This window comes from Streptomyces sp. NPDC001532 (assembly GCF_040298625.1).
Lineage (GTDB): Bacteria > Actinomycetota > Actinomycetes > Streptomycetales > Streptomycetaceae > Streptomyces.
Window position 1 is genome coordinate 50,050 of sequence record NZ_JBEPAL010000028.1, and the last position, 23,660, is coordinate 73,709.

Genomic DNA, 23,660 nt, shown 5'->3' on the forward strand with positions numbered 1-23,660 from the left:
GTCACCCATCGAAAGGCCGTGGGACACCCATGAGGATTCTCTTCGCCAGCCTCGGAAACTACGGGCACATCTTCCCCCTGCTGCCGCTCGCGCAGGCCGCGCGGGACGCCGGCCACGACGTGTGGTTCGCCACCGCGGAGGACTTCCACCCCATCCTCGACAAGGCGGGCGTCCGCCCGGTCGCCGCCGGCATACCCGTGCCCTGGGCGTACATCGAGGCCGCGGGCGGCCAGGCCTTCCTGGAGGCCAACGGCGGCTCCGTCAAGGCCAGCGACGTCCCGCCGGAGGTGCTGGCCGCGCTCGGCGTGAAGGCGTTCGGCTCGGTGCTGCCGACCAGCGTCGCCACGGACCTCGCGCCCGTCCTGACGTCGGTCCGCCCGGACCTCGTCGTCCATGAGATCACCAACGCGGGCGCCGCCTTCGCCGCCGCCCTCGCCGGCGTCCCGGCCCTGGCGCACGGCATCGGCCGGGTGTCGTACGACGAGACCCACGACCCGGCGTTCGCCGAGGCGCTCGGCGCCACGGCGGCCGGACTGGGCCTGACCGTGCCGGAGAACGCGGGCCGCACCTTCGGCAACCCGTACATCGACATCTGCCCGCCCGCCGTGCAGAACCCGGAGTTCCTGGCCTCCGGCATCGAGCGGATCCCGCAGCGGGTCGTGCCGTTCGCCGAGCCCGGCGACCTGCCCGCCGCCGTCACCTCCGGCGAGGGCCCGCTGGTCTACGTCAGCCTCGGCACCGTGCTCGGCTCCGCGCGGCTGCTGCGCACCGCCGTCGACGCACTGCTGCCGCTCGGCGTGCGGGTGCTGGTCGCGACCGGCCCGGTCGTCGACGTGGCGGACCTCGGCGAGCTGCCCGAGCAGGTCGTCGCGCTGCCCTGGGTCCCGCAGCCGGAGGCGCTGGCGCACGCCACCGCGGTCGTCCACCACGGCGGCGCGGGCACCACGCTCGCCTCGCTGGCCGCCGGCCTGCCCCAGCTGATCCTGCCCCAGCCGGGCGACGGTCCCGGCAACGCGGCGGCCGTGCGGGACGCGGGCGCCGGCCGGACGCTGCTCGCCGAGGAGGTGTCCGTGGACGCGGTGACGGAGGAGGTGCGCCGGCTGCTCACCGACGACGCCCACCGGGACGCGGCGCGCTCCGTCGCCGCGGAGGTGGCGGCGATGCCGGAGCCGGCGGAGACGGTCGCGCTGTTCGCGACGTACGCGGGCTGAGCGCCCGTACCGGGACGCCGTACGCACGCCGCCGCCCCGCGCTCCTCGGAGCACGGGGCGGCGGCGTGTCCGCGGTCCCTGTCAGGTGGTCCCGCGGACCCGGCGCACCGTCCGGGCGTACAGGGGCCGGCCCACGACGTGCCAGACCAGCCGGGCCGGGGCGGGCATGCCGCCCAGGAGCACCGCGCGCTCCCGCTCGTCGGCGTCCTCCAGGACCATGCCCAGGAACTTCAGCAGCTTCGACTTGGGCGTGGAGGTGAGGAAGTGCTCGCCCTGCGCCGCCCACTCCTTCGCCGTGAGGAACCGCTCGGCCAGCGGCAGCAGTTCGGCCTCCTCGGCGTCCAGGTGCTCGACCAGTACGGCGTGATGGGCGGCGAGCGCGGCGACCAGGGCGTCCCGGTCGGCCGCGGCGGCGGTCGTGCGCCAGCGGGCGACCAGCGCCTCCACCTCGGCGAGGGTGGCGGCGACCCGCTCGTGCTGCTCCTCCATCAGCCGGACGATCTCCCGCTGCCGGCCGCCGGCCCGTTCCAGCATCGGCGGCCACAGCAGCTCGTCCTCGCCGTGGTGGTGGTTGTGCAGTCCGGTGCGGACGTCCGCGAAGTGCCCGGCGAGGATCCCGGCGCGGGCGGTGTCGCCGGGCGCGACCGCGGCGACCAGCTCGCCGAGAAGACGCATCTCCCTTCGGAAGGCGCGGTGCACGATGACCATCTCGTGGGCATCGAACCCGCCGTAGCCGCCGGACTCGCCCTGCGGGGCCGGTGACGGGCGAGGCGTGGTCGAAGCCATGGACACGTTCCTTTCGGGAGGACCTGGTTCCGGTGTCCCGGATTGTTCCCAGCTTGGCCCCCCACGGCTCGAGCCCCGCTGGAGCCGCGGTCGAGCGGCCGGATTCCGCTGCCGCTCACGTCAGTTGGCCTCCAGGGCCGCTCGACCGGCCGCGGCGATGCTGCTGTCAGCAGCCGCTACCGAGAGAGGCCGAGGACATGTCCGGAAACAGCGACCACCGCGAACTCATCCAGCACTTCGTCGACATGATCAACAACCATGACGTCAGCACCATGGCCGAGCACACCGCGCCCGGGCACATCGACCACAACCCGGTGGTGGCCGACGGCATCGAGGCCAACGCGGCGTTCTGGACGGGCGTCTTCGCCGCCTTCCCCGACATGAAGGTCGTCATGCACGACCTCGTCGTCGACAAGGACCGGGTGGCCGGCCGCTTCGAGTACTCCGCCACCCACCAGGGCACCTTCCTCGGCATACCGGCGACCGGCCGCCCGGTGAACTTCCAGTCCATCGACATCTGGCGGGTCGAGGACGGCCTGCTCGCCGAGCACTGGGACCAGATCGACCTCACCGACATCTTCCGCCAGCTCGGCGCCGACCCGTGGACCCCGGGCCAGAGCTCCGGAGAGGCAGCGGCGGCGTGAAGGCGGTCTACTACGAGCGCCACGGCGGGGCGGAGGTGCTGGAGTACGGCGACCTGCCCGACCCCGCCCTCGGCCCGGACTCCGTCCTCCTGCGCGTGCGGGCGGCGGCGGTCAACCCGGTCGACTGGAAGGGCCGCGAGGGCTACCTGGAGGGGCTGATCGACTCCCGGTTCCCGGTCGTCCCCGGCTGGGACGTGGCCGGTGTGGTGGAGCGCACGGGCATCGCCGTCACCGAGTACGCGCCCGGCGACGAGGTCGTCGGCTACGTCCGCGAGGACGCCCTGGCGCGCGGCACCTTCGCCGAACTGGTCGCCGCCAACGTCCGCTTCCTCGCCCGCAAGCCGCCGTCGCTGAGCTGGGCGGAGGCGGCCGGCCTGCCGCTGGCCGGGCTGGCGGCGTACCAGTCGCTGGTGCGGGTGGCGCGGGTGGCCGCGGGCGAGACGGTCCTGGTGCACGCCGCGGCCGGCGGTGTCGGCTCGCTCGCCGTCCAGATCGCCGTGTCCCTCGGCGCGCGGGTCGTCGGCACGGCGAGCGAGCACAACCACGACTTCGTCCGCTCCCTCGGCGCGGAGCCGGTGACCTACGGGCGCGGCCTGGACGAGCGGGTACGGGCCCTGGCGCCGGACGGCGTCGACGTCCTGCTGGACGCCGTGGGAAAGAAGGCCCTGCGCACGTCGAAGGGCCTGCTGAAGGAGGGCGGCCGGCTGGTCTCGGTCGTCGAGACGAGCGTCACCGACCAGGGCGGCACCTACGTCTTCGCCCGGCCCGACACCACCGACCTCACCGCCCTGTGCGAGCTCGCGGCCACCGGCCGGCTGACCGTCCCGATCGCGGCGACCTTCCCGCTGGAGAAGACGGCGGAGGCACACCGGCTGAGCCAGGAGGGGCACGCGCGGGGGAAGATCGTGGTGGAGGTGGACTGACCCGGCGCGCCCCCCGCGCACGGCGGACGCGGCCCCGACGCGAGGCGGGCTCCGTGGACGGCGCGGGGGGCGCGGCGGCCCATGACTCCCCTGGGGCCGGGCGGGCGCGAAACGCTGGAGCGCCGGGCGCGCGGCGGCTTACGGTGACGTCATGAGCGATCACTCCGAGGCGCCTGTCGCGCCCGTCGAGGCATTCGAACCCCCCTACTACGTCGCGGTCTTCAGCACGGTGCGCACCCCGGAGCAGGACGGCTACCGCGAGACCAACGCCCGCATGGAAGAGCTGGTGAGGGAGATACCCGGATACCTGGGGATGGACCACGCGCAGACCCCCGGCGGGCTGGGCATCACCGTCGGGTACTTCCGCGACGCCGACGCACTGACGCAGTGGCGCACCGACGCCGAGCACCGCGCGGCGCAGCAGCGCGGCCGGGCGGAGTGGTACGAGAGCTACACGCTGCACGTGGCGAAGGTGGAGCGGAGCCACGGGTTCAGACGGGCGTAGGGCCCGCGGAGTGCGCGGGCCGCCGGCCGGGGCTCAGACCAGTTCCCCCCGCACTCCCCAGGCCGCCCGCAGCAGCGACACCAGCGTGCGGGCCTCGATGTTGACGTAGTTGCCGTGCCGGAGCAGTTCGGTGAGCTGGGGTTCCGTGATCCAGGTGTAGTCGTCGGGGACGGTCACCGGGAAGTCGTCGTCGACGGCGACCAGGACGTAGCGGTTGCCCGCGTGGTGGAAGCGGCCGCCCTCCTCGGACTGCACGGTGTCGAGGAGGACGCGGTGCTCGGGGGCGGAGAGGACCAGGTCCAGGTAGCGGGGGCGCTGCGCGGCCGGCAGGGAGAGGGCGCGGGCCGGGTGGCACTGGACCGTGGGGGCCAGCTCGGCCACGTCCAGGACGCCGGCCTCGGTGCGGGCGTGGGCCAGCAGATGGGGGACGCCGTCGATGCGACGGACCAGGAACGCGGCCAGGCCGGTCTCCACGGGCGCCAGCAGCGGCTGCGTCCAGTGGGTGACCTCGCGGTTGGCGGCGCGGATGTCGGCGGCGATCACCTTGAAGTGGCGACCCGTGTCGTGCGCGATCTCGTCGGCCGTCCGGTGCCACCGCGTGACCTGTGACAGCGGGACGGTGCGCTGGACCAGCTCGCGGCGCGCCTTGACCTCGGTGAGGCGGCTGAGGATGTCGTGGGTGCCGTGCAGGGAGCGGGCGCCGGGGTCCGTGAGGGACGGGAACAGGGACAGGACCGTGCGCGCGTCCATGTTCACCATGTGGTCCTGGAGCAGCAGCCGGTGCAGCTGGCCCAGGGTCAGCCAGACGAAGTCCTCGTGCGGCGGCACCTCCCCGATCGCCTCGACGACCATGTTCCGGTTCCGCTTGCGCAGGAACCAGGCGCCCTGCTCGGACTGGAGGGAGTCGAACAGGAGCCGGCTCCTGGTGCGCGGCGGCGCGAAGTACTCGAGGTGGCGCACGGCCGCGCCCCGGTGCACTTGGGTGAAGTTGCTGCGGGTGGCCTGCACGGTCGGCGACAGCTGGACCGTGTCGAGGTTGCCGGGCTCCATCTTGGCCTGCATCAGCAGGTGCAGCACGCCGTCGAACTCCTTGACGACGATGCCCAGGATGCCCACCTCGGGCTGGTTGATGATCGGCTGCGACCAGCCGGCGTCCTGGTCGTCCCAGGCCGTCCGCACCTCCAGCCCCTCCACCGAGAAGAACTTCCCGCTGGCGTGCACGAGGTTGCCGGTGACGTCGTCGAAGCGCCAGCCGTCGAGGTCGGCGAACGGTATGCGGCGGACGTCGTAGCGGTTGGTGCGGCGCTGCGCGGCGAACCACTCGTCGAACACGGCATTGGGGGTGACGGGGCTGTCGAGGGCCCGGGCGGACCGGGCGAAGCGCGGGTCGGCGCCGCCGGCCGCGCGGAAGGGCTCCGCCTGCGTGACCGTGGCGTGGGCCGTGACCGTCATGAGTCTGCTCCTTCGGGTGGGCCCCGCGCGCCGGGTCCGCGCGCGGCAGTCACGACCATGCCGGGCGGCGATGGGCTGCCGGTGGAGACGTCCTTGAGACGCCGGGCCCCGCCGCGCTCCGGCCGGGCTCGAGCGGTGGTGCCTACCGTCGGCCCATGGACCTACGCAGCCTGGACATCCGCGAACTCGCCCTGCCGGACGTGTTCCTGCTGACGTCCAGGCGGCTGGCGGACGGCACCGGGGCCCGGTACGAGGTGTTCCGCCAGGAGTGGGTGGAGGAGGCCGCGGGGCGCCCGTTCGTGATCCGGGAGAGCGCGCTGTCCGTGGTCGACCGGGGCGTACTGCGCGGGATCCACGGCACCTCCGCCGGCGCCGTGCTGCTGAGCTGTGCGCGCGGGGCCGCGCTGCTCGCCGTCGTGGACCTGCGCACCGGGTCGCCCGCCTTCGGACGGTACGAGACGGTCTGGCTCGACCACCGGTCCCCGGCCGCCGTCCTCGTCTCCGAGGGGCTGGGCCACGCCGTCCTCGTCCTCGACGACGACACCGTCCTGAGCGCCCACGGCTCCCGGCCGCAGACCGCCGGCGCCGGATACACCGTCAGCGCCCTCGACCCGGCGCTGGCGCTGCCCTGGGGGCTCACCGAGGCCCCCGCGATGTCCGACCGCGACCTCGCGGCCCCCACCGCCGAGGAGGCGGTGGCCAAGGGGCTCCTGCCGTCCTACGCGGACTGCCTGGAGCTGTACGGCCGCTCCGTGACTCCCGTGACGGAGGTGGGCCACGGCCCGGCGGCCGTGTCCGACTGACCACCACGGGAACGGCCCTTCCCCCAGGGCCGGACCAGGAGGCCCCGCGTCCTGTGAGGGAGACGCGGGGCCTCCGCCGCACCGGCCCCCCGGGACCCGCTCCCGGTTCCCGCCCGTGCCCGTGGCCGCTCCGGTTCCTGGTGCGTGGCCGCTCGCGGCCCGGGTCCGTGGAGGGTCCGGACCTCCGCCCGCGGCCTCTTCCGCACCCCGTCCGGGCCCCGCCCGTGTCCGCTCCGGTGCCCGCGTCCGTGGTTCTTCCGGAGCGCGTCCGACGCCTCCGGTCCGTGGCCGCGGTCGGACCGGGCCCGTGGCCGTTTCGGATCCCGGTACGCAGCCTCTTCCGGACGGCGTCCCGGACCGCGCTCATGGCCGCTCCGGTCCCCGGTCCGTGGCGCTCGCAGCCCGCGTCCGTCGTCTTTCCGGGCCGGCTCCGTGGCCGTTCCCGGCCGCAGCCGGCCGGTTCCTCCGGACGGCGTCCCGGCCCGCATCCGTGGTCGCTTCCGGCCCTCGTCGCCGGCCGCTCCGGGGCCTGTGCCCGTGGCCGCTCCCGGGCCGGGGCCAGGTCCCGCCGTAGTCGCTTCCGGCGCTCGCCGGTGGCCTCGGTCCGTAGTGTCTTCCGGACCCGTCGAGGCCCGTCCGTGCCCCCTCCCCGGGCCCCGTCCCCGTTCTGCCGGAGCTCCTCCCAGCCTCCGTTCCGGCCCGCCCCGGAGGTCCTTCGCGCGCCTGCCGGACCCGGTGTGTGAATTCCTCATGTGGACGCTTGTTCGTGTTGTCACCGTCAGGGGAGTGCGCTCCGGTGGGAGTCGAGCCGTTGTCCATGCTCGCTGTGCCGGTACGCGTGAATCGGTCATGTTCCGGGCGGGAGGGAGACAGGGGCGGAAGGGGGAGTGACGCACTGTCCGCCGTACCGGGCCGCGTGGGACGTTCGTGCTCCTACGAATGAGACTGGGGGTGCCGAATGCAGATCCAGGTTCTGGGATCTTTCGACGCCGAGCTGCGGGGAGTCTCGATCCTTCCGACCGCCGGAAAGCCCCGGCAGATCCTCGCGTTGCTCGCGATCCACGCCAATCAGGTCCTGCCCGTCTCCGCGCTCATGGAGGAGATCTGGGGCGACGTGCCGCCGCGCAGTGCGCTGACCACGCTGCAGACGTACATCCTCCAGCTCCGCCGTTGCATGGAGCGGGCGCTGGACGGGGACGGCGGTTCGAAGGACCTGCTGCTGACCCGGCACGGGGGCTATCTGCTCCACGCGCCGACCGGCAGCGTCGACGTCCACGAGTACGACCGGCTGGCCGCCCTCGGCCAGCGGGCCTTCGAGCGCCGCGAGGACGAGGAGGCGGCGAGCCGGTTCCGTGAGGCGCTCGCGCTGTGGCGGGGGCCCGCCCTGGTGGACGTCCGCACCGGGCCGCTGCTGGAGATCGAGACCATGCGGCTGGAGGAGAGCCGGCTGGGTCTGCTGGAGCGGCGCATCGACGTCGAACTGCGGCTCGGCCACCACGCCGAACTGCTCACCGAACTGACCGAACTGACGGCCCGCAACCCGCTGCACGAGGGGCTGCACGCGCAGTCGATGGTGGCGTTCTACCGCGCCGGACGGCCCTCCGCGGCCCTGGACGTCTTCCAGAACCTGCGCACCCACCTGGTGGAGGAACTGGGCATCGAGCCGTCGCAGCGGCTCCAGCGGCTCCAGCGGGCGGTGCTGGGCAGCGACCCGGTGCTGGACACGGAGACCGACTCGGGCACCGGGCGGGTCCTCGACCTGTTCGCCGGGTGACGGCCGGAGCGGGAAAGGGGGACGGCGTGCGCGTCCTGTTCTCGGCGGGCCTCGGCATGCCGGCGCTGCTGCGGATGGTGCCGCTCGCGCAGGCGCTGCTCGCTGCCGGCCACGAGGTCCGCTTCTGCTGCCCGGCACGGGCCCGGCACCGGGTGGCCCGTGCCGGGCTCGTCCCGGTGCTGGCCACACCGTCGCAGTTCAGCCGGGCGTGGCGGCCCGAGCTGGTGGTGCACGATCCGCTGTGCCCGGACTCCACCACCATGGCCGCCGAGTCGGGCGCGCCCACGGTCGGCTATCTGCCGTACGCGCACCCGCCGCTGCCGCCCCGGCCGACGGTGTGGATCGACGACTGCCCGCCGCCGCTGCGCGAGCGTCCGCGGCCGGACGCCTGGGCGGTGCGCTGCGACGCGTACGAGCTGCCCGGCGAGGCGCCGCGGTGGCTGGCCGGTCCGCCGCTGCGGCCGCGGGTGTGCGTCGTCGGGGACGCCGCGTACGGCAGTACGCCCGAGGACCGGCAACGGGCGGAGCTGTTCCGGCGGGCCGCCGAGGGCGCGGACAGCCTCGGCCTGGAGCTGCTGGTGCTGGCCGGCCGCGACCAGCCGTGGAGCCGGCTGCTGCCGGGCTGCGCGGCCGTGGTGCACGCCGGTGACGAGGGCACCGTGTACGCGGCCGCGCGCTTCGGCGTGCCCCAGCTGGTGCTGCCCGCCGGGGAGGCGGAGCGGCGGGTCGCGGAGCGGATCGAGCGGGTCGGCATCGGGCGCTGTCTGGCCGAGGAGGAGATGGCGGGCGACCCCAGCGCGCTGCGGCTGCGTTTCCATGTCGCGGAGCTGGTGCACGGCGGGCGGGCGCTGCCGACGGCGACCGCGCTGAGCCGTACCGTCGCGGAGCTGACCCCGCCGGGTGACCTGGTGCCCCGGCTGGAGGCGCTGGTGCGCTGACCTCCCGGAGGGTGCCGGGACGGACGTACACAAGGGGACGGACGTACACAAGGGGACGGACGTACACAAGGGGAAGGGCACGAGCCGGAGAGCTCGTGCCCTTCCCCTTTCTCCGTGCCTCCCGGTCGGTCAGGTGAGGGGTGCCGGCACCGCGCGGGCGGTGTCCTGCGCCGTGGTGTCCTCCACGAACGTCTCCGGGTCCGCCGCCAGCAGCGCGTCCAGCGTCCGCCGCAGCCGCCGGGCCAGCGTCGCCGCCTCCTCCTCGGTGAACACCGACGAGGCGTACTCCAGGCCCAGCAGCGGCCGTTCGCCCCAGCGCAGCACGCTGAGCCCGGCGTCCGCGCCGGCGCCGCCGCAGTGCCCGGGGTGGAAGCGCGCGGTGAGGCCGCCCGCCTCGATCACCTCGGGCAGCAGTTCGTCGTGGGCGGCGAAGGTGATCTGCGTCAGCGGGGTGCGGGAGCGGTCGGGACGGATGCCGAGGCCCTGGGACAGGGCGCGCGGGGCGACGTCGGCGTACTCCAGCGCCTCGCTGAACGCGCACGCCATGCCGCGCAGGAAGTAGTCGACCGGGCCGTGCAGTTCGCAGCGCACCGGCACGGTCGCCGAGCACGGCGCCACCGTGCGCATCAGCGCGCCGGTCGGCCGGCGCGGCACCTCGGTGCCCACCAGCAGCCGGTCGAGGCCGGCCGCGCGGCCGGCGGTGAGCGCCCAGGCGGCCAGCAGGACCACCGCGTGCGGTACACCGGCCCGGGCGGCCACCGCCTCGACGCGCTCGCGCACGCCGGGCTCCAGGTCGAAGAGCAGCCGGGCGCCGCGGAAGTCGAAGGTGCCGGGCCGGGGCGCGGCGGCGGGCAGCCGGACCACCGTCGGATACTCGCGCAGCTGCGCGATACGGCGGGTGGCGAGGGTCAGCACGGTGCCGGAGGCGGCGAGTTCGACGCTGCGGTCCAGCGCGGCGTCCGGGCTCGGCGAAGGGCTCTCGGTGACCGGCCGGCCGGTGCGGGCGCGCTCGTAGTCGGTGAGCAGTTCCCGCCACACCAGGGCGGCCGACCAGGCGTCGGCGACGGCGTCGTGGAAGACGAACGACAGCAGGTGCCGGTCGTCGCCGAGGCGGGTCAGGACGAACGCGAACGGCGGCCGGTCCGGGCTGCCGAGCAGCCGGTCGGCGGACTCGCCGATCCGGGCGTGCGCCGCCGCCACCGGGTCACCGGTCGCCGGCGGGGCCTCCTCGACGGTCAGATGGGCCTCGCCGCGCACCGGCACCCGGCGCACCGGGCCCTTGGGGGACCAGACGAAGACGGTCCGCAGACCGTCGTGCCGGGACACCAGGGCGCGCAGCGCGCGGCGCAGCGCGGCGGAGTCCAGCGGGCCGGTCAGCTCGGCGCTGAGGACGCGGTGCACGGCGGCGCCGCCGGTGTACTCCTCGGCGGTGAGCAGTGCCCGCTGCTCGGGCAGCGGCTCGCGGACCGCGCGGCCGGGGCCGGTGCGCAGGGTGGTGGCGGTGGCGGGCACGGCCCGCGCGAGCGCCTCCTCCAGCGGGGCGGGGCCCATCAGCCACGCCAGGTCCACGGCGAGGCCCAGCTGCTCGTCGGCGCGTGCCTGGAGGCGCATGGCCTGGGCCAGGCTGCCGCCCAGGGTGACGAAGGGGGAGCCCGCCGCCCCTACCCGCAGCGTGTGCCGGTCGCAGCCCATGATGTCCGCGGTCAGGTCGAGCAGTTCCTCCGTGGGTGGTCGGGTCTGCATGGGGTGGCCCTCTCTGTGGGCGGTCCTAGCCGTGACGGCTCACGACGTCAGTCTTCCGACGGGGCCTCGAACGGAACTCGAACGACGGCTGCCCGCAGGTGAAGCGGGCGCACCGGGCCGGGCCCGCGTGGGGGGCGGGCCCGGGTGGGGGCCGTCAGGAGGTGCGCTCGGTCAGGCGGGGCGGGGCCGTCCAGGTGTGGCCGACGGTGTCGGCGGGGGCGGCCCAGGGGTCCTCGCCGTGGATGTCGAGGATCCGCTCACGCAGCCACTGGTCGAAGGGGTCGGCGGAGGCGGCCCAGCGCTTGCGGGTGCGCTCGGGGTCGGCGGTCTCGTAGTAGACGACGACGTGGTCGCCGGTGGGCCGCGGGTCGATGCGGAACACCTCGTGGGTGATGCCGAGCCGGCGCCGGGACGCCGCGTACTCGCGGCGCCGGGGCCCCTGGAGCTCGCTGTTGAGGCGGTGCCAGGCCATCGGCTTGCCGCTGAGCAGCGGCACGGTCCGCACCACGGAGGTGGAGCCGTCGGCGGCGCGCCGCCCGCCCTTGCGGGGGGCCAGCATCCGCATGCCGAGCTGGGCGAACATGTTGGACGCCACGCCGTGGGCCCAGCGTTCGGCGATCCTGCCGTCCTCGTCGAACCGCCACAGCACGATGCCCTTGGAGACGAACGGCTTCCCGGTGGGCGCCACGCCGAGCAGGTCGCCGAGGTGGGTGCCGCGCCAGGTGTTGTGGATGACGACCATGTCGTCGTGGGCGCTGATGTCCTCGATGGTGACGTGGAAGTCGGGGAAGGCCTCGCGCAGTCCGGCGATGGTGTACTTGACGCCCTCGGCGCCCTCGGGCGCGCCGGGCAGCCCCTCGTGGTCGACGATGTCCGGCCGGTACAGCTCGTCGACGAGGGAGAAGTCGCCCTGGTTGACGAACTCGGCGAAGACGCGCCGGATGGTGGCCTTGTTCCGCTCCTCGGCGGAGACGGCGGTCCCGGTCGGCGCGGTGGTGGTCGCGGTGGTGGTCGCGGTGGTCACAGCGGTTCCTCTCGTCCTCTCGTCCGGCCGCTCAGACGGCGCTCGCGGCGGACTTCCACCGCGTGCCGTAGGCGACGTGTTCGTGCTCCGCGGCGTGGAAGGCGCGGCTCCAGCCGAGCTTGAGCAGCCGGTCACGCAGCCAGATCGCGACCGGGTTCTCCAGGGCGCCGATGACGCCGATGCGGTGGGCGAGTTCCTGCATGGGCTTGGTGCGTTCCTGCCGTTCGGCCTCGTAGGCGCGCAGCGCGGCGGTGACGTCGGCGCCGGGGGCGGCCAGGTGGCCGGCGAGGACCAGGGCGTCCTCGACGGCGAGGCAGGCGCCCTGGCCGATGTTGAAGCTGACGGCGTGCGCGGCGTCGCCGAGCAGGGTGACCCGGCCGCGGCCCCAGACCTTGTCGGGCTTCCGGTCGACGACGTCGCCGCGCAGGATGCTGCCCGGGTCGGTGGCGTCGAGGATACGCCGGACGGGGTCGGTCCAGCCGGCGTGCCGGGCGCGCAGCATGTCGAGGGTCTGCTCGGGGGTGCCGCGGTCGCGGCCGCCGGCGGGGCCGTTGGCGACGCTCATCCAGTGCACGACGCCGGGTGCGATGTCGTAGTAGGTGAAGCGGGTGCCGGGGCCGAAGAGGGCGCGGAAGGTGCCGGGCGGGAACTCCTCGGGGCCGAGGCGGGCGTGGCCGCGCCAGGCGATGTAGCCGGTGTAGTCGGGCGGCTGCGGGCCGAGCAGCTGGGCGCGGACGGCGGAGTGCACGCCGTCGGCGCCGATCAGCAGGTCGCCGCGTTCGCTGCCGCCGTCGGCGAAGTGGACGGTGACGCCGTCCTCGTCCTCGGTGTAGCCGGTGACCTGGGCGCCGGTGACGATCGGCGCGGTGACCGCGTCGCGCAGGATGCCGTGCAGGTCGGAGCGGCCGATGGCGACGGTGGGCCGGCCGTAGCGCTCGACGAACTGGCCGACGGGCCAGTCGCCGATGATCCGGCCGGTGGAGGTGGCGAAGTGGCAGACGTCCTGCGCCGGGGCGATCTTCGCGACCTGGTCGGCGAGGCCGAGGTGGTCCAGGGCCAGCATGCCGTTGGTCCAGATGTGCAGTCCGGCGCCGCCGTCGCGCAGTTGGGGAGCGCGTTCGAAGACGACGGAGTCGATGCCCTGCTGTTGCAGGGCCAGTGCGGTGGCGATGCCACCGATGCCTCCGCCGGAGATGAGGACCCGGCGGATCGGGCGTGCCTGTGCGGTCATGGCCTTCTCCCTGTGCAGCGGTTCGGTCAGCGGTTCAGTTGGGCCATCTCGCGGACGGGGTAGCGCTCGCCCGCGGTGATGCCGTGCGGGGCGATGGCGTCGATCGCGGCGAGGACGTCGCTGGAGAGGCGGACGTCGGTGGCGGCGACGTTCTCCTCCAGGTAGCCGCGGCGCTTGGTGCCGGGGATGGCGACGACGTCCTGGCCGCGGGAGAGCACCCAGGCCAGGGCGAGCCGGGTGACGGTGGTGCCGGCCACCGCGGCGAGGTCGGAGAGCTGGTCGACGACGGGCAGGTTCCTCCTCAGGTTGTCCTCCTCGAATCGCGGCGCGATCCGGCGGAAGTCGAGTCCCTGCGGAATGTCGTCGGTGCTGCGGATGGTGCCGGTGAGGAAGCCGCGGCCGAGCGGGCTGTAGGCGACGAAGCCGATGCCGAGTTCGCGCACGGTGTCGAGGACTCCGTTGACCTCGACGTCCCTGGTGAACAGCGAGTACTCGGTCTGTACGGCGGTCAGCGGGTGGACGGCGTGGGCGCGGCGGATGGTGTCGGGCGCGGCCTCGGAGATGCCGAGGTGGCGGACGAGGCCGGCCTCGACGAGGTCGGCGAGGGCGCCGAAGGTCTCCTCGACGGGGATGTCGGGGTCGACGCGGTGCAGGTAGTAGAGGTCGAGGTGGTCGGTGCCGAGCCGGCGCAGGCTGCCCTCGACGGCCTGCCGGACGTAGGCGGGGCTGCCGTTGACGCGGCCGGTGAGGGCGCCGTCGACGACCTCGTTGCCGAACTTGGAGGCGAGCACGACCTGGTCGCGGCGGCCGGCGATGGCCCGGCCGATCAGTTCCTCGTTGGTGTGCGGGCCGTACATGTCGGCGGTGTCGAGGAGGTTGACGCCCAGTTCGAGCGCCCGGTGGATGGTGGCGATGGCCTCGGCGGCGTCGGCGTCGCCGTAGCCGAAGGTCATGCCCATGCAGCCCAGGCCCTCGGCGGGGACGTCGAGGCCGAAGGGGCCGAGCTTTCGGCGGTGGACAGTCATGTGGAGCCTCCGAAGTGCGTTGGTCGTCACGGTGGTTGTCGCGTTGGTTGTCGCGTTGGTCGTTGCGTTGGTCGTCGCGGTGGTTGTCGTGGACAGGATTTCTGTCAGTGCTAGGTTTCTGTCAGTGATAGCTATTCTGTCGACGCTAGAACTGCTAGCGTTGACATATGACTTCTCGTGAGCGCCGTCAGCGCGAACAGGCCGACCGCCGGCAGCTGATCCTGGCCACGGCGCGGGAGATGGCCGAGGCAGAGGGCTGGGACTCCGTCACCACCCGCCGCCTCGCCGACCGCATCGAGTACAGCCAGCCGGTCCTCTACCAGCACTTCAAGAACAAGGACGCCATCGTCCGGGCCGTCGCCCTCGACGGCTTCGCCGAACTCGCCGCCGCCATGGGTGCCGTCCGCGCCGCCCACGACGACCCCCAGGACCGGCTGCGCGCGGTGGCCCGCGCCTACCTGGGCTTCGCCGCCGCCAACCCGACCCTCTACCAGGCGATGTTCACCCTCGACGTCGGTCTGGTCTTCGCCCGGGAGCAGACCCCCCAGCCGCTGGTCGACGCCTTCTTCGAGATCATGCGGGCGGTCGAGCCGGTGGCCGGCGACCGCGACCCGGAGCTCCTCACCGAGGTGCTGTGGAGCTCCTGGCACGGCCTGGCCAACCTCACCTGGGGCGAACGGCTCCGGCCTGGCCTGGAGGAGGAGCGCCTGGACGCCCTCGTCGACACCTTCGGCGGCGTGGCCGCCCGGTTCCCCGCGTGAGCGAGGGCGGCCGGGCGGCCGCCGCGGTCCGGCACCGCCGCCCTCAACCGGGCAGCGGTGCCTGCCAGGTCACCGAAAGACCGGTGTAGACGTACCGGCTGGCCTCGATGCCCAGCAGCACGATCCGGTCGCCGGGACGGATCCGGCCCGAGGTCCAGCCGGCGTCCAGCGACAGCGGCACCGCCGCCGAACCGGTGGCGCCCACGTCCGCCAGGTTCTCCACGATCCGCCCGGACAGCGCCTTGTTGTCCTCCGCCGAAAGACCCGCCGCCTCGTACTCGCTGGCAAAGTAGTCCGCGTTGCCCTCCGGCAGCACGATCGCGTCGAACTCGTCCAGCTTCCGGCCGGTGGCCCGCGCCATCTCCTGGATCGCCCGCACGAAGACCTGCGGCCCGAAGGTGGAGGTGCCGGGCACGTCGATCTTCATCTGGATCAGCTGCCGCCGCCGCACCTGCTCCGCCTGCGGCACGTCCGTACCACCGCCGACGATCTCCATGCCGGGCTTGCGCAGCCCGCCCGCGCAGGCGTTGATGTACGCGAAGTCCTCCGAGACGGCACCCTCCTCGGCCGGCTCGGCGCGCAGCACCACCGCGCCCGCCCCGTCGCCGAAGGTGTACAGCGTCAGCCGGTCCCGCATCCGCACGCTCTGCGGGTCCCGGTCCAGGAACATCGGCGCCATCAGCGGCGAGATGGACTCGCTGCCCACCACCAGCGCGGTGCGCGCGCTGCCGTCGGCGAGCTGGCGGCGGGCCAGGTCGAGTGCCTGCACCCAGCCCGCGCAGGCGCCGCGGATCTCGATCGCGCCGACGCTCTCCAGGCCGAGGTAGTGCTGGAGGGTGGTCGCCACGTTCGGCAGGGTGTACTCCGGCGTCGCCGTGCACACCACGATCAGGTCGACCTCGTCCACCTCGACGCCGGCCCGCTCCAGGGCCTGCCGGGCGGCCCGCTCGGCCATCCGGCTGTTGTTGACCAGGTGCCTGCCGGTGGCCGGGTCGATCATCCAGTGGCGGGTCCTGACCTGGATGCCCTCCAGGACGTCGTCCGGCAGCGGACCGACCCACTTCTCCAGCGTCGCGTTGTCGAGCGGATCGCCGGGCACGTACCCGCCGGTGGACAGGATCTTCACGTCGTACGCGGTGCTCATCGGCCGGACTCCGTTCCGGAAGGGGACGAGGGGACGGGGGACAGCACCAGCGAGGTGTGCGTGCCGCCCAGGGACGAGCTGTTGACCAGGACCGGACCCGACGGGCCGGTCTCGTGCCAGGACCGGACGGCGAGCACCGCGGACAGCTGCGCGCCCGCCCCGACCGGCTCGCCCAGCAGCCGCTTCGGGGTCTCCAGCCGCACCCCGTCCGCGCCGAACACCCGCGTCAGCGCGGCCCGCTCGGGACGGTCGGCGGCGGCCAGGCCGGCCGCGTTGGCCCAGACGGCGGCCACCTCCGCGGGCCGTAGACCGGCCCCGCGCAGCGCCTCCCGCATGGCCCGCTCCACGCCGGTGCCCGCCGGGTCCCAGCGGCCGATGCCGACGGCGTCCGAGGCGGTGGCGTGCCCGCCGACCACGGCGAGGATCGTCGCGCCGCGCCGCTCGGCGGCGTCCCGGCGCTCCAGCACCAGCGCGATGCCCGCCTCGGCGAGCGTGTAGCGCCGCCCGGACGCCGAACCGAACAGCGGGATGCCGCGGTAGGCGTCCAGCGCGCCCGGCGAGAACGCGTCCACCGCCGGCACCAGCAGCCGCTCGGCCCGCCCGGCGCGCAGCAGGTCGTACGCCACGCCCAGCGCGGCGGCGCCCGCCGCGTGCCCCGAGGTCAGCGTCGACGTCGGGCCCTTGGTGCCCAGCGCCATCGCGACCTGGCCGGCGGCGCCGTTGTAGACCGTGTTCGGGAAGACCGCCGGGTTCGCGGCCTGCGCGCCCGTGGTCAGCACCGGCACGGTGAACCGCTCGCTGCTCTCCATCGGGCCGATGCCGGTGCCCACCACCACACCGGTCGCGGCCACCGCCTCGGCGTCACCGCTCAGCCCCGCGTGGTCCAGGGCGGCCCGGGACGCGGCGACCGCCAGCTGCGACAGCCGGTCCATGCGCCGCCGCTCCTTCGGCGACCCGGCGGCCGACCGGTCGAACTCGACCCGCGCGACACGCAGTCCGTCCTCCTCGACGCCCTGCGCCCGGCCCCGCGCGTACGCCTCCCACAGCGCCCCGGCACCCTCGCCGGCCGCGCTCAGCACACCGAACCCGGTGACCACGACCTCGTCGCGGCCGGCGGGCGCGACCGGCCCGGACACCGCGCCCGGCCGGGCGAAGGCGACCGTGGCGTTGGCGCCGGCGAACGCGAAGTTGTTGGACAGCGCCACGTCCAGCACCATCGGCCGACCGGTGCCCGCGACCGGGTCGAGACCGCACTGCGGGTCCAGCTCGGCGAAGCCCGCGGTGGGCGGCGCGATCTGGTCGCGCAGCGCGAGCACCGTCACGATGCCCTCCACCGCGCCGGCCGCGCCCAGCAGATGGCCGACCATCGACTTGGTGCTGGACAGCGCGGTCTTCTCGGCGGCCGGGCCGAGCGCGGCACGCACCGCGTTGGACTCCGCCGAGTCGTTCTTCGGGGTGCCGGTGCCGTGCCCGTTGACGTACCGGATGTCGTCCGGGGTGAGCCCGGAGGTGGCCAGCGCGCCGCGGATGGCGCGGGCCGCGCCCTCGCCCTCCGGATGCGGGGCGGTCGGGTGGTAGCCGTCGGCGGACAGGCCGTAGCCCAGCACCTCGGCGACCACCGGCGCGCCCAGCCGCTCGGCGGCCTCCTTCGACAGCAGCACGAACATGCCGCCGCCCTCGCCCAGCGACAGGCCCGAGCGGTCCTTGGAGTAGGGGGCGGCCGGGCGGTCCGACAGGGACTCGAGGCTCGAGAACCCGGCGAACGCCGACTCGGTGAACGCGTCGCTGCCGCCGACCAGCATCGCGTCCGCCCGCCCGGACCGGATCGCCTCCAGGGCGTGGGCGAGGGCGTGCGCGCTGGACGCGCAGGCCGTGTTGACGCTCAGCACCGGGCCCTTCAGCCCGAACGCCGCGCTCAGCGCCTCCGCCGCGGCCTGCGGCGGTACGAAGGTGTAGCGGCGCCAGTCGGGCGTCTGCCCGTCCGCCGCCTCGCGCAGCGCCAGCTCGGCACTGCGCCAGCCGCCGTTGCAGGTGCCGTAGGCCACACCCCAGCGTTCCGCCGGGATGTCGGTGCCCACCGTCAGGCCCGCGCCGGCCATCGCCTCCTCGGCGGCGGCCAGGGCGAAGTCGACGGAGGGTTCGCGGGCGTCGCTGCCCGGCGCGTAGTCGTAGCCGGGGAAGCGGGGTTCGGTGACCTCGCCGCCCACCGTGGTCTGGTATCCGTCCATGGGCAGGCCGCGTACGGGCTGGATGGCCACCCGGCCCTCGCGGACCCCCTCCCACAGAGCGTCCGCGGTGCCGCCCTGCGAGGTGATGGCGCCGACCGAGGCGATCACCACGCCGACGGTCCCGGAAGGAACGTCATCCATGCGTCTGCTTTCCTTTCTGGACTTCGTTCGGACCGCGCGGGCAGGGGCCGCACGCGGACCGGGGTCTCACGCGGCCTTGGACAGGGCCAGGGCCACGGCCTGCCCCTCGATGCCCCGGGCGAGCGCCAGCGCGTGCTTGGGCGCGGACTCCCGGGCGGCGCCGCGGACGTAGTCCAGGTCGCACACCGGGTCGGGGCTGTCGAGGTTGAGGTTGGCGGGCACCGCTCCGTTGTGCAGCGCCAGCGCGCACACCGCGGCGTTCAACGCCCCGGCGCCGCCGATCAGATGACCGAACTGCGGCTTCACCGAGCTGACCGGCACCGAGGTGGCGGCCGAACCCAGCGCGGTGCGCAGCGCGGCGTTCTCGCTGGCGTCCCCGAGCCGGGTCGCCGCCCCGTGCGAGGCGACGTAGCCGAGGTGGCCGGCGGCCAGCCGGGCGTCCTTCAGGGCCCGCCGCATCGCCACCACCAGTCCCCGGCCCTGCGCGTCCGGCGCGGGCGGCGTACGGCAGTCGTGGCCGGCGCCGTACCCGGTCAGCTCGGCGTAGATCCGGGCCCCGCGGCGCAGCGCGGCCTGCTTCTCCTCCAGCACCAGCAGGGCCGCGCCCTCGCCCGCGACCGCGCCGCTGCGGTCCCGGTCGTAGGGGCGGAACGCCTCCTTGCCCCAGTCGTTGCGGGTGGTCAGCACGCCCAGCCGGTCCAGCAGCGACATCGACCACCAGCTGGTGGCGTCGTCGTAGCCGCCGGCGATCGCCACATCGGCGTCGCCGCGCCGGATGGCGCGCAGCGCCCGGCCGATCGCGCTCGCGCCGGCGTCGGCGGTGCCCGCGAAGAAGGCGCTGGCGCCGCGGATGCCGTACGTCTGCGAGATGTTGAAGACGGCGCCGGGCTGGAGGCCCTCGACGAAGAACAGCGGCGGCATGATCACATCGGCCTCGCGGCCGAGTCTCGCCAGGTCGGCCGTGCCGTCCGGGCGGCGGATCACCTTCAGCTCGTCGATCAGCTGTTCCATGCGGCCGATCGACTTGTTGCCGCCGAGGTAGAGGCCGGTGCGGTGGCCGAGTTCGTCGCCGCCCGCCTGGTTGTGCGGCAGGCCCGCGTCGTCGAGGGCCAGCCGGGCGGCGGCCAGCGCGAGGCGGTCGCCGCGGTTGATGGTGCGCAGCTGGCGCCGGGTGGCGAACCGGGTGGCGTCGAAGCCGGGGATCTCCGCGCCCAGCCGGGTCTGGAGCGGCGACGGGTCGTACGCCGTGATCGGGCCGACCCCGGACTCGCCGGCCACCAGCGCCTTCCAGTTCGTCTCGGTCCCTTCGCCGAGCGCGGTCAGCAGCCCGATGCCGCTGATCACGACCTGGCGTTCGGTGCCGCTCATCGGTACTCCTTGGGGGCCGTGTCCGCCGCCGGCAGGCCGCGGCGGACGAGGGTGAGTCGGCGCACATCGGCGACGGTGCGGCTGGCGACCTCGACGAGCGCCTTGCAGTGCAGTGCGTCGCCCTCCTCGGCGACGACCTCGGCCCGGATCAGCATCCGGTCGCCGGGCCGCACCGGCTGCCGCCAGCGCACCCGGGCCGCCTCCGCCAGCCGCCAGCCCCACGGAAACTCCGGGGCGGCGAGCGCGGCGACGTCGGCCGCGGCCTGGAGGACGAGGACGCCCGGCAGGATGGGGAAGCGCGGGAAGTGGGTGGCGAACAGGGCCATGGTGTTCGGCACGTTGCGGGCCGCCTCGGCGCGCTCGCCGGGCACCACGACGATGTCGGTGAGGTGGTCCGGCGCCTCGGCCGGCACGCGGGTCGGCGCGGTCGTCATCGCTCCTCCTCGAACCGGCCCACGACGAGGCCGATGTTGGTGCCGCCGAACGCGAACGCGTTGATCAGCGCGTGCCGCACCTCGCGCTCGCGGGCGGTGTTCGGCACGAAGTCCAGGCCGAGCTTGCGGTCGGGGGTCTCCTGGTTGATGGTCGGCGGGACCACACCGTGGTTGATCGCGCCGATCGCGGTGAACACGCTCAGCGAGGCGCCCGCCGAGGTGAGGTGGCCCGTCATCGACTTCGGCGAGCTGACCACCAGTTCGCCGGCGCGGTCGCCGAACACCTTCTTGATCGCGGTCGTCTCCGACAGGTCGTTGCCGTGGGTGCTGGTGCCGTGCGCGACGACGTAGTCGATGTCCTCGGTGCCCAGCCCGGCGTCGGCGATCGCGCCCTGCATGGACTCGATGGCACCGCTGCCGTCCGGCGGGGAGTCGGTGATCCGCCAGGCGTTCAGGCTGGTGCCGTAGCCCAGCACCTCGGCGTGGATGGTCGCGCCGCGCGCCCGCGCCGCCTCCAGCTCCTCCAGGACGAACACCACCGAGCCCTCGCCCAGCACGAAGCCGGTCCGCCCGGCGTCGAAGGGGCGGCTGGCGCGCTCGGGGTCGTCGTTGAAGTCCTTGGTCAGCGCGCCCAGCAGGCTGAAGCCGACCAGGTCGAGCCAGGACGTCAGCGAGTCGTAGCCGCCCGCCAGCATCAGCGTCGCGTCGCCCTCCTGGACGGCGCGGAACGCCTCGCCGATGGCGTGCCCGGAGCCCGAGCAGGCGGTGGACAGGCCCAGCATCGGGCCGGTCGCCTCCAGCATCCGGGCCATCGCGGCGGCGCCGATGTTCTGGCTGTAGGCGAGCGCGTCGGACGGCGCGTACGGGATGAACGCGTCGTCGCGGCCGGTCTCGTCGCGCAGCGCGCCCACGTCCACCAGCCACTGGAGATCGGGCCGGTCGACGCTGGCGCCGATGGACACGCCCATGTCGCCGCTGTCGTACGTCGTCCTGTCCACGCCCGCGTCGCGCAGCGCCTCCGCGGCGGCGGCCACCCCGAACTCGCCGGGCCGGGACAGGTGCCGCAGTCCGACCGAGCGCGGCACGAAGTCGGTGACCTTGAAGTCCTTCACCTCACCGGCGATGGTGACGTCGAAGCCCGTGGTGTCGATCGAGGTCAGCCGGCCGACGCCGCTGCGGCCCTCGGTCAGCCCCTGCCAGGTGCGGCCCGCGTCGTTGCCGAGCGGGGTGACGGCGCCCATGCCGGTGACGACCACCCTGCGGTTCATCGCAGCGCCTCCGCCCCGAGCAGCTGCCGGCCCATCCGCGCGGTGTCCGCGGGGTCCTCCAGCAGCGCGCTGTCGACGACCGCGCACATCACGCCGTCGGCCTTCAGCACGGTCTCGCCGCCCACCCGGACGGTGCCGTCCAGGACCGCGGCGGTGTCGTCGTGCGAGAGCAGGGTGACGTCCATCTCCAGGATGTCGCCTGGCACCACGTCGCGGTGCCAGGCGGCCTTGGCGACACTGCCGAGCGCGGCCCGCCGCCGGTAGTCGGTGCTCATCAGCAGCAGCCAGGTCCCGGCCTGCGCCAGCGCCTCCAGCACCAGTCCGCCCGGCATCACCGGGCCGTGTCCGGACGCCGCCCAGTACGTCTCGTCCGGTGCGGTGGCCTTGCGGCCGGTGAGCCGTCGGCCCGGCTCCCAGCTGTCGACGCGGTCGATCAGATGGAACCGCATCATCGCCCTCCCTCGGTCTTGGGCCGCCCCAGGCCGAGCTGCGCGGTCCAGCCGCCGTCGACGTGGAGGAGTTCGCCCGTGGTGTACGCGGCGTCGTCGCTGGCGAGGAACGCGGTCGCGGCGGCCACCTGCTCCGCGGTCGCGAAGTCGCGCAGCGGCAGCTGCCGCCGGATGTTGCGCCCGCGCTCCTTGTCGAGCAGCGAGCCGAGCAGCCCGGTCGGCGTCCAGCCCGGCAGCACCGCGTTGACCCGCACGCCGAAGCGTGAGAACTCGGTGGCGCTGGCCCGGGTGAAGGCGTTCACCGCGCCCTTGGAGGCGGCGTAGTTGGACTGGCCGACCCAGCCCTGCTCGCCCATCACCGACGAGATGTTCACGATGGAGCCGGTGCGCCGGCCCATCAGGTGCTCGGCGGCGGCCTGGGTGCAGTTGAAGACCCCGAGGACGTTGGTGCGGAACACCTGCCACCAGTCGTCCGGGTCCTGGTCGTAGATCAGCCCGTTGGAGACCACCCCGGCGTTGTTCACCAGGGTGTGCAGGTCGCCCAGCTCCTCGATGGTGCGCCGCACCAGCTCGCGGGCCTCCTTGGCCTCGGACACGTCGGCGGGCAGCGCCACCGCGCGTCCGCCGTTCGCGGTGATCTCGTCGACCACCTCCGCCGCGTCGGCGGCCCGGCTGCGGTAGTTGACCGCGACGGCGGCGCCCTCGGCCGCCAGCCGGGTCGCGATCGCCCGCCCGATGCCGCGCGAGCCGCCGGTGACCAGTACGGCCCGGCCGTCAAGCCTCATTGCGTTCGCCTCCCTCTGAAGCGTCAGTTGCGTCTGTTGCGTGGGTCGAGCCGGCCGTGTCGGCGGCTCCGGTCGCGTGGAGCGGCGCCTCGTTCGGCTCGGGCACGCACACGAGGACGGCGTGGGCCACCGCGAGACCGCCGCTGTGCGTCAGGGAGATCTCGATGTGGTGCATGCCGAGCCCCCTGGCGACGGCCTCGACCTCGCCGTACAACCTCACCTGCGGCCGTCCGCCGCGCTCGTTGACGACCTCGATGTCCGTCCACTCCATGCGCGGGCCCATGCCGGTGCCGAGGGTCTTGAGGACGGCCTCCTTGGCGGCCCAGCGGACGGCGAGATGCTCGCCCGCCCGGCGGCGGCGATGGCAGTACGCCAGTTCGCGCGCCGTGAACACCGTCTCCTGGAGCCCTGGCTGAGAGGCCATCAGCTCCTCGATGCGGGCCACCTCGGCCAGGTCCGTGCCGATCCGCACCCGCGGTGGCGCGGGGCGGTCCGGAGACCGCCCCGCACCCGGCTCACGCAGCGGCTGCGGCGAGGGCGGCACGCTCGGTCACCAGGTCCGTCAGGTTCTGCACGGTGAACAGGGTCAGCACCTCGTCCGCCGTGAGCTTGCCCGCCAGCTCCGCCACGTCGATCTGCGGCAGCGACTTCTTCAGCTGGGCCAGACCGACCTCGTTGATGATGTCGTTCTCGTCGGCGAACTCCTCGTCCGGGATGCCGCCCTGGAGCAGTTCGGCGATGTCGGCGACCTTGATCTTCACGTCCGAGGCCCGCTCGATGCGGAAGAGGATGTCGAGCAGGTCGATGGACTCGGCGTCCAGGTCGCCCAGGAGGGTGGCCTCCGGCACGACCTCCTCCACATCGAGGCCCAGCGCGTCGGCGACGGCCTCCCGGACGATGGTGCTGAAGTCTTTCCCCTCGTACGACATGTGTCCTTACCCTTCGTGAACGGTTTCCGTGAACGGATGCGTGAACGGATGGCTCGTGGTGGTCGGTGGGGTGGTGCGGCCGGCCGTCCGCCGG

23 protein-coding genes are annotated in these 23,660 nt (G+C 74.2%); 8 read left to right on the plus strand and 15 right to left on the minus strand.

Annotated features, from left to right (window positions below; genetic code table 11):
• Positions 1-29: 29 nt before the first annotated feature.
• Positions 30-1,211 (plus strand): glycosyltransferase, encoded by a 1,182-nt coding sequence (locus ABT232_RS24355; RefSeq protein WP_351843320.1) that lies wholly within the window; start codon positions 30-32, stop codon positions 1,209-1,211.
• 81 nt (positions 1,212-1,292) lie between these two features.
• On the opposite strand, the gene ABT232_RS24360 is transcribed toward ABT232_RS24355, so the two are convergent.
• A complete protein-coding gene (locus ABT232_RS24360) occupies positions 1,293-1,997 on the minus strand; it encodes a hemerythrin domain-containing protein (RefSeq protein WP_351843322.1) in 705 nt (234 codons plus the stop codon).
• A gap of 197 nt (positions 1,998-2,194) precedes the next feature.
• On the opposite strand from ABT232_RS24360, the gene ABT232_RS24365 reads away from it, so the two are divergent.
• The 3 genes from ABT232_RS24365 to ABT232_RS24375 all read left to right on the plus strand — a co-directional run bounded on the left by ABT232_RS24365 (position 2,195) and on the right by ABT232_RS24375 (position 4,069).
• A complete protein-coding gene (locus tag ABT232_RS24365) occupies positions 2,195-2,641 on the plus strand; it encodes an ester cyclase (protein WP_351843324.1) in 447 nt (148 codons plus the stop codon).
• Positions 2,638-3,564: an NADP-dependent oxidoreductase gene (locus ABT232_RS24370; protein ID WP_351843326.1), complete on the plus strand. Its 927-nt coding sequence runs from the start codon at positions 2,638-2,640 to the stop codon at positions 3,562-3,564. Before ABT232_RS24365 ends, ABT232_RS24370 begins: the two co-directional genes overlap by 4 nt.
• A 151-nt stretch (positions 3,565-3,715) precedes the next feature.
• Positions 3,716-4,069, plus strand: coding sequence for an antibiotic biosynthesis monooxygenase family protein (locus ABT232_RS24375; protein WP_351843328.1), 354 nt, complete (start codon positions 3,716-3,718; stop codon positions 4,067-4,069).
• Positions 4,070-4,102: 33 nt separating this feature from the next.
• On the opposite strand, the gene ABT232_RS24380 is transcribed toward ABT232_RS24375, so the two are convergent.
• Positions 4,103-5,521: an NDP-hexose 2,3-dehydratase family protein gene (locus ABT232_RS24380; protein ID WP_351843330.1), complete on the minus strand. Its 1,419-nt coding sequence runs from the start codon at positions 5,519-5,521 to the stop codon at positions 4,103-4,105.
• A gap of 155 nt (positions 5,522-5,676) precedes the next feature.
• Between ABT232_RS24380 and ABT232_RS24385 the strand changes: the two genes are divergently transcribed.
• The 3 genes from ABT232_RS24385 to ABT232_RS24395 all read left to right on the plus strand — a co-directional run bounded on the left by ABT232_RS24385 (position 5,677) and on the right by ABT232_RS24395 (position 9,036).
• The gene (locus ABT232_RS24385) at positions 5,677-6,324 is read left to right on the plus strand and encodes a dTDP-4-dehydrorhamnose 3,5-epimerase family protein (protein ID WP_351843332.1); all 648 of its coding nucleotides are present in this window, start codon (positions 5,677-5,679) and stop codon (positions 6,322-6,324) included.
• Between the two features lie 958 nt (positions 6,325-7,282).
• Entirely contained in the window at positions 7,283-8,098 is an 816-nt protein-coding gene (locus ABT232_RS24390; protein ID WP_351843334.1) for an AfsR/SARP family transcriptional regulator, read from the plus strand.
• A gap of 26 nt (positions 8,099-8,124) precedes the next feature.
• Positions 8,125-9,036 (plus strand): glycosyltransferase, encoded by a 912-nt coding sequence (locus ABT232_RS24395; protein WP_351843336.1) that lies wholly within the window; start codon positions 8,125-8,127, stop codon positions 9,034-9,036.
• Positions 9,037-9,165: 129 nt separating this feature from the next.
• Here the strand turns inward: ABT232_RS24395 and ABT232_RS24400 are convergent, their stop codons facing one another.
• The 4 genes from ABT232_RS24400 to ABT232_RS24415 all read right to left on the minus strand — a co-directional run bounded on the left by ABT232_RS24400 (position 9,166) and on the right by ABT232_RS24415 (position 14,059).
• The gene (locus ABT232_RS24400) at positions 9,166-10,779 is read right to left on the minus strand and encodes a condensation domain-containing protein (RefSeq protein WP_351843338.1); all 1,614 of its coding nucleotides are present in this window, start codon (positions 10,777-10,779) and stop codon (positions 9,166-9,168) included.
• 154 nt (positions 10,780-10,933) lie between these two features.
• A complete protein-coding gene (locus ABT232_RS24405) occupies positions 10,934-11,803 on the minus strand; it encodes an ester cyclase (RefSeq protein WP_351843340.1) in 870 nt (289 codons plus the stop codon).
• A 31-nt stretch (positions 11,804-11,834) separates the two neighbouring features.
• Complete coding sequence (locus tag ABT232_RS24410; protein ID WP_351843342.1) at positions 11,835-13,034, minus strand: FAD-dependent monooxygenase; 1,200 nt, start codon at positions 13,032-13,034, stop codon at positions 11,835-11,837.
• A 26-nt stretch (positions 13,035-13,060) separates the two neighbouring features.
• Positions 13,061-14,059, minus strand: coding sequence for an aldo/keto reductase (locus ABT232_RS24415; RefSeq protein ID WP_351843344.1), 999 nt, complete (start codon positions 14,057-14,059; stop codon positions 13,061-13,063).
• A 167-nt stretch (positions 14,060-14,226) separates the two neighbouring features.
• Between ABT232_RS24415 and ABT232_RS24420 the strand changes: the two genes are divergently transcribed.
• Positions 14,227-14,820: a TetR/AcrR family transcriptional regulator gene (locus ABT232_RS24420; RefSeq protein WP_351843346.1), complete on the plus strand. Its 594-nt coding sequence runs from the start codon at positions 14,227-14,229 to the stop codon at positions 14,818-14,820.
• A 43-nt stretch (positions 14,821-14,863) separates the two neighbouring features.
• Here ABT232_RS24420 and ABT232_RS24425 read toward each other — a convergent pair whose 3' ends face one another.
• From ABT232_RS24425 to ABT232_RS24465, 9 genes are all read right to left on the minus strand, one after another.
• On the minus strand, positions 14,864-15,964 hold the full coding sequence (locus ABT232_RS24425) for a 3-oxoacyl-ACP synthase III family protein (RefSeq protein WP_351843348.1): 1,101 nt from the start codon (positions 15,962-15,964) through the stop codon (positions 14,864-14,866).
• Complete coding sequence (locus ABT232_RS24430) at positions 15,961-18,333, minus strand: beta-ketoacyl synthase N-terminal-like domain-containing protein (protein ID WP_351843350.1); 2,373 nt, start codon at positions 18,331-18,333, stop codon at positions 15,961-15,963. Before ABT232_RS24430 ends, ABT232_RS24425 begins: the two co-directional genes overlap by 4 nt.
• Positions 18,334-18,399: 66 nt before the next feature.
• Positions 18,400-19,701 carry a beta-ketoacyl-[acyl-carrier-protein] synthase family protein gene (locus tag ABT232_RS24435; protein ID WP_351843352.1) on the minus strand — a complete coding sequence of 434 codons (1,302 nt, stop codon included), beginning with the start codon at positions 19,699-19,701 and terminating at the stop codon, positions 18,400-18,402.
• Complete coding sequence (locus ABT232_RS24440) at positions 19,698-20,135, minus strand: ApeI family dehydratase (RefSeq protein ID WP_351843354.1); 438 nt, start codon at positions 20,133-20,135, stop codon at positions 19,698-19,700. The genes ABT232_RS24435 and ABT232_RS24440 overlap by 4 nt, the downstream gene beginning before the upstream one ends.
• Positions 20,132-21,403: a beta-ketoacyl-[acyl-carrier-protein] synthase family protein gene (locus tag ABT232_RS24445; RefSeq protein WP_351843356.1), complete on the minus strand. Its 1,272-nt coding sequence runs from the start codon at positions 21,401-21,403 to the stop codon at positions 20,132-20,134. The genes ABT232_RS24440 and ABT232_RS24445 overlap by 4 nt, the downstream gene beginning before the upstream one ends.
• Positions 21,400-21,855, minus strand: a complete 456-nt coding sequence (locus tag ABT232_RS24450) for a 3-hydroxyacyl-ACP dehydratase FabZ family protein (protein WP_351843358.1) — start codon at positions 21,853-21,855, stop codon at positions 21,400-21,402. Before ABT232_RS24450 ends, ABT232_RS24445 begins: the two co-directional genes overlap by 4 nt.
• Positions 21,852-22,637, minus strand: coding sequence for an SDR family NAD(P)-dependent oxidoreductase (locus ABT232_RS24455; protein WP_351843360.1), 786 nt, complete (start codon positions 22,635-22,637; stop codon positions 21,852-21,854). The genes ABT232_RS24450 and ABT232_RS24455 overlap by 4 nt, the downstream gene beginning before the upstream one ends.
• A complete protein-coding gene (acpS, locus tag ABT232_RS24460) occupies positions 22,627-23,109 on the minus strand; it encodes a holo-ACP synthase (RefSeq protein WP_351843362.1) in 483 nt (160 codons plus the stop codon). The genes ABT232_RS24455 and acpS overlap by 11 nt, the downstream gene beginning before the upstream one ends.
• Before the next feature lie 43 nt (positions 23,110-23,152).
• Positions 23,153-23,566 (minus strand): acyl carrier protein, encoded by a 414-nt coding sequence (locus ABT232_RS24465; protein WP_351843363.1) that lies wholly within the window; start codon positions 23,564-23,566, stop codon positions 23,153-23,155.
• Between the last annotated feature and the right edge of the window lie 94 nt (positions 23,567-23,660).

Excerpts from the sequence above, each read along its gene's own strand:
- ABT232_RS24365 (WP_351843324.1), top strand. The coding sequence starts at position 2,195 with ATGTCCGGAAACAGCGACCACCGCGAACTCATCCAGCACTTCGTCGAC.
- ABT232_RS24430 (WP_351843350.1), bottom strand. The coding sequence starts at position 18,333 with ATGGATGACGTTCCTTCCGGGACCGTCGGCGTGGTGATCGCCTCGGTC.
- ABT232_RS24380 (WP_351843330.1), bottom strand. The coding sequence starts at position 5,521 with ATGACGGTCACGGCCCACGCCACGGTCACGCAGGCGGAGCCCTTCCGC.
- ABT232_RS24390 (WP_351843334.1), top strand. The coding sequence starts at position 7,283 with ATGCAGATCCAGGTTCTGGGATCTTTCGACGCCGAGCTGCGGGGAGTC.
- ABT232_RS24440 (WP_351843354.1), bottom strand. The coding sequence starts at position 20,135 with ATGACGACCGCGCCGACCCGCGTGCCGGCCGAGGCGCCGGACCACCTC.
- ABT232_RS24425 (WP_351843348.1), bottom strand. The coding sequence starts at position 15,964 with ATGAGCACCGCGTACGACGTGAAGATCCTGTCCACCGGCGGGTACGTG.
- ABT232_RS24375 (WP_351843328.1), top strand. The coding sequence starts at position 3,716 with ATGAGCGATCACTCCGAGGCGCCTGTCGCGCCCGTCGAGGCATTCGAA.
- ABT232_RS24445 (WP_351843356.1), bottom strand. The coding sequence starts at position 21,403 with ATGAACCGCAGGGTGGTCGTCACCGGCATGGGCGCCGTCACCCCGCTC.
- ABT232_RS24385 (WP_351843332.1), top strand. The coding sequence starts at position 5,677 with ATGGACCTACGCAGCCTGGACATCCGCGAACTCGCCCTGCCGGACGTG.
- ABT232_RS24355 (WP_351843320.1), top strand. The coding sequence starts at position 30 with ATGAGGATTCTCTTCGCCAGCCTCGGAAACTACGGGCACATCTTCCCC.
- ABT232_RS24415 (WP_351843344.1), bottom strand. The coding sequence starts at position 14,059 with ATGACTGTCCACCGCCGAAAGCTCGGCCCCTTCGGCCTCGACGTCCCC.
- ABT232_RS24400 (WP_351843338.1), bottom strand. The coding sequence starts at position 10,779 with ATGCAGACCCGACCACCCACGGAGGAACTGCTCGACCTGACCGCGGAC.
- ABT232_RS24465 (WP_351843363.1), bottom strand. The coding sequence starts at position 23,566 with ATGTCGTACGAGGGGAAAGACTTCAGCACCATCGTCCGGGAGGCCGTC.
- ABT232_RS24435 (WP_351843352.1), bottom strand. The coding sequence starts at position 19,701 with ATGAGCGGCACCGAACGCCAGGTCGTGATCAGCGGCATCGGGCTGCTG.
- ABT232_RS24360 (WP_351843322.1), bottom strand. The coding sequence starts at position 1,997 with ATGGCTTCGACCACGCCTCGCCCGTCACCGGCCCCGCAGGGCGAGTCC.
- ABT232_RS24455 (WP_351843360.1), bottom strand. The coding sequence starts at position 22,637 with ATGAGGCTTGACGGCCGGGCCGTACTGGTCACCGGCGGCTCGCGCGGC.
- ABT232_RS24410 (WP_351843342.1), bottom strand. The coding sequence starts at position 13,034 with ATGACCGCACAGGCACGCCCGATCCGCCGGGTCCTCATCTCCGGCGGA.
- ABT232_RS24420 (WP_351843346.1), top strand. The coding sequence starts at position 14,227 with ATGACTTCTCGTGAGCGCCGTCAGCGCGAACAGGCCGACCGCCGGCAG.
- ABT232_RS24450 (WP_351843358.1), bottom strand. The coding sequence starts at position 21,855 with ATGATGCGGTTCCATCTGATCGACCGCGTCGACAGCTGGGAGCCGGGC.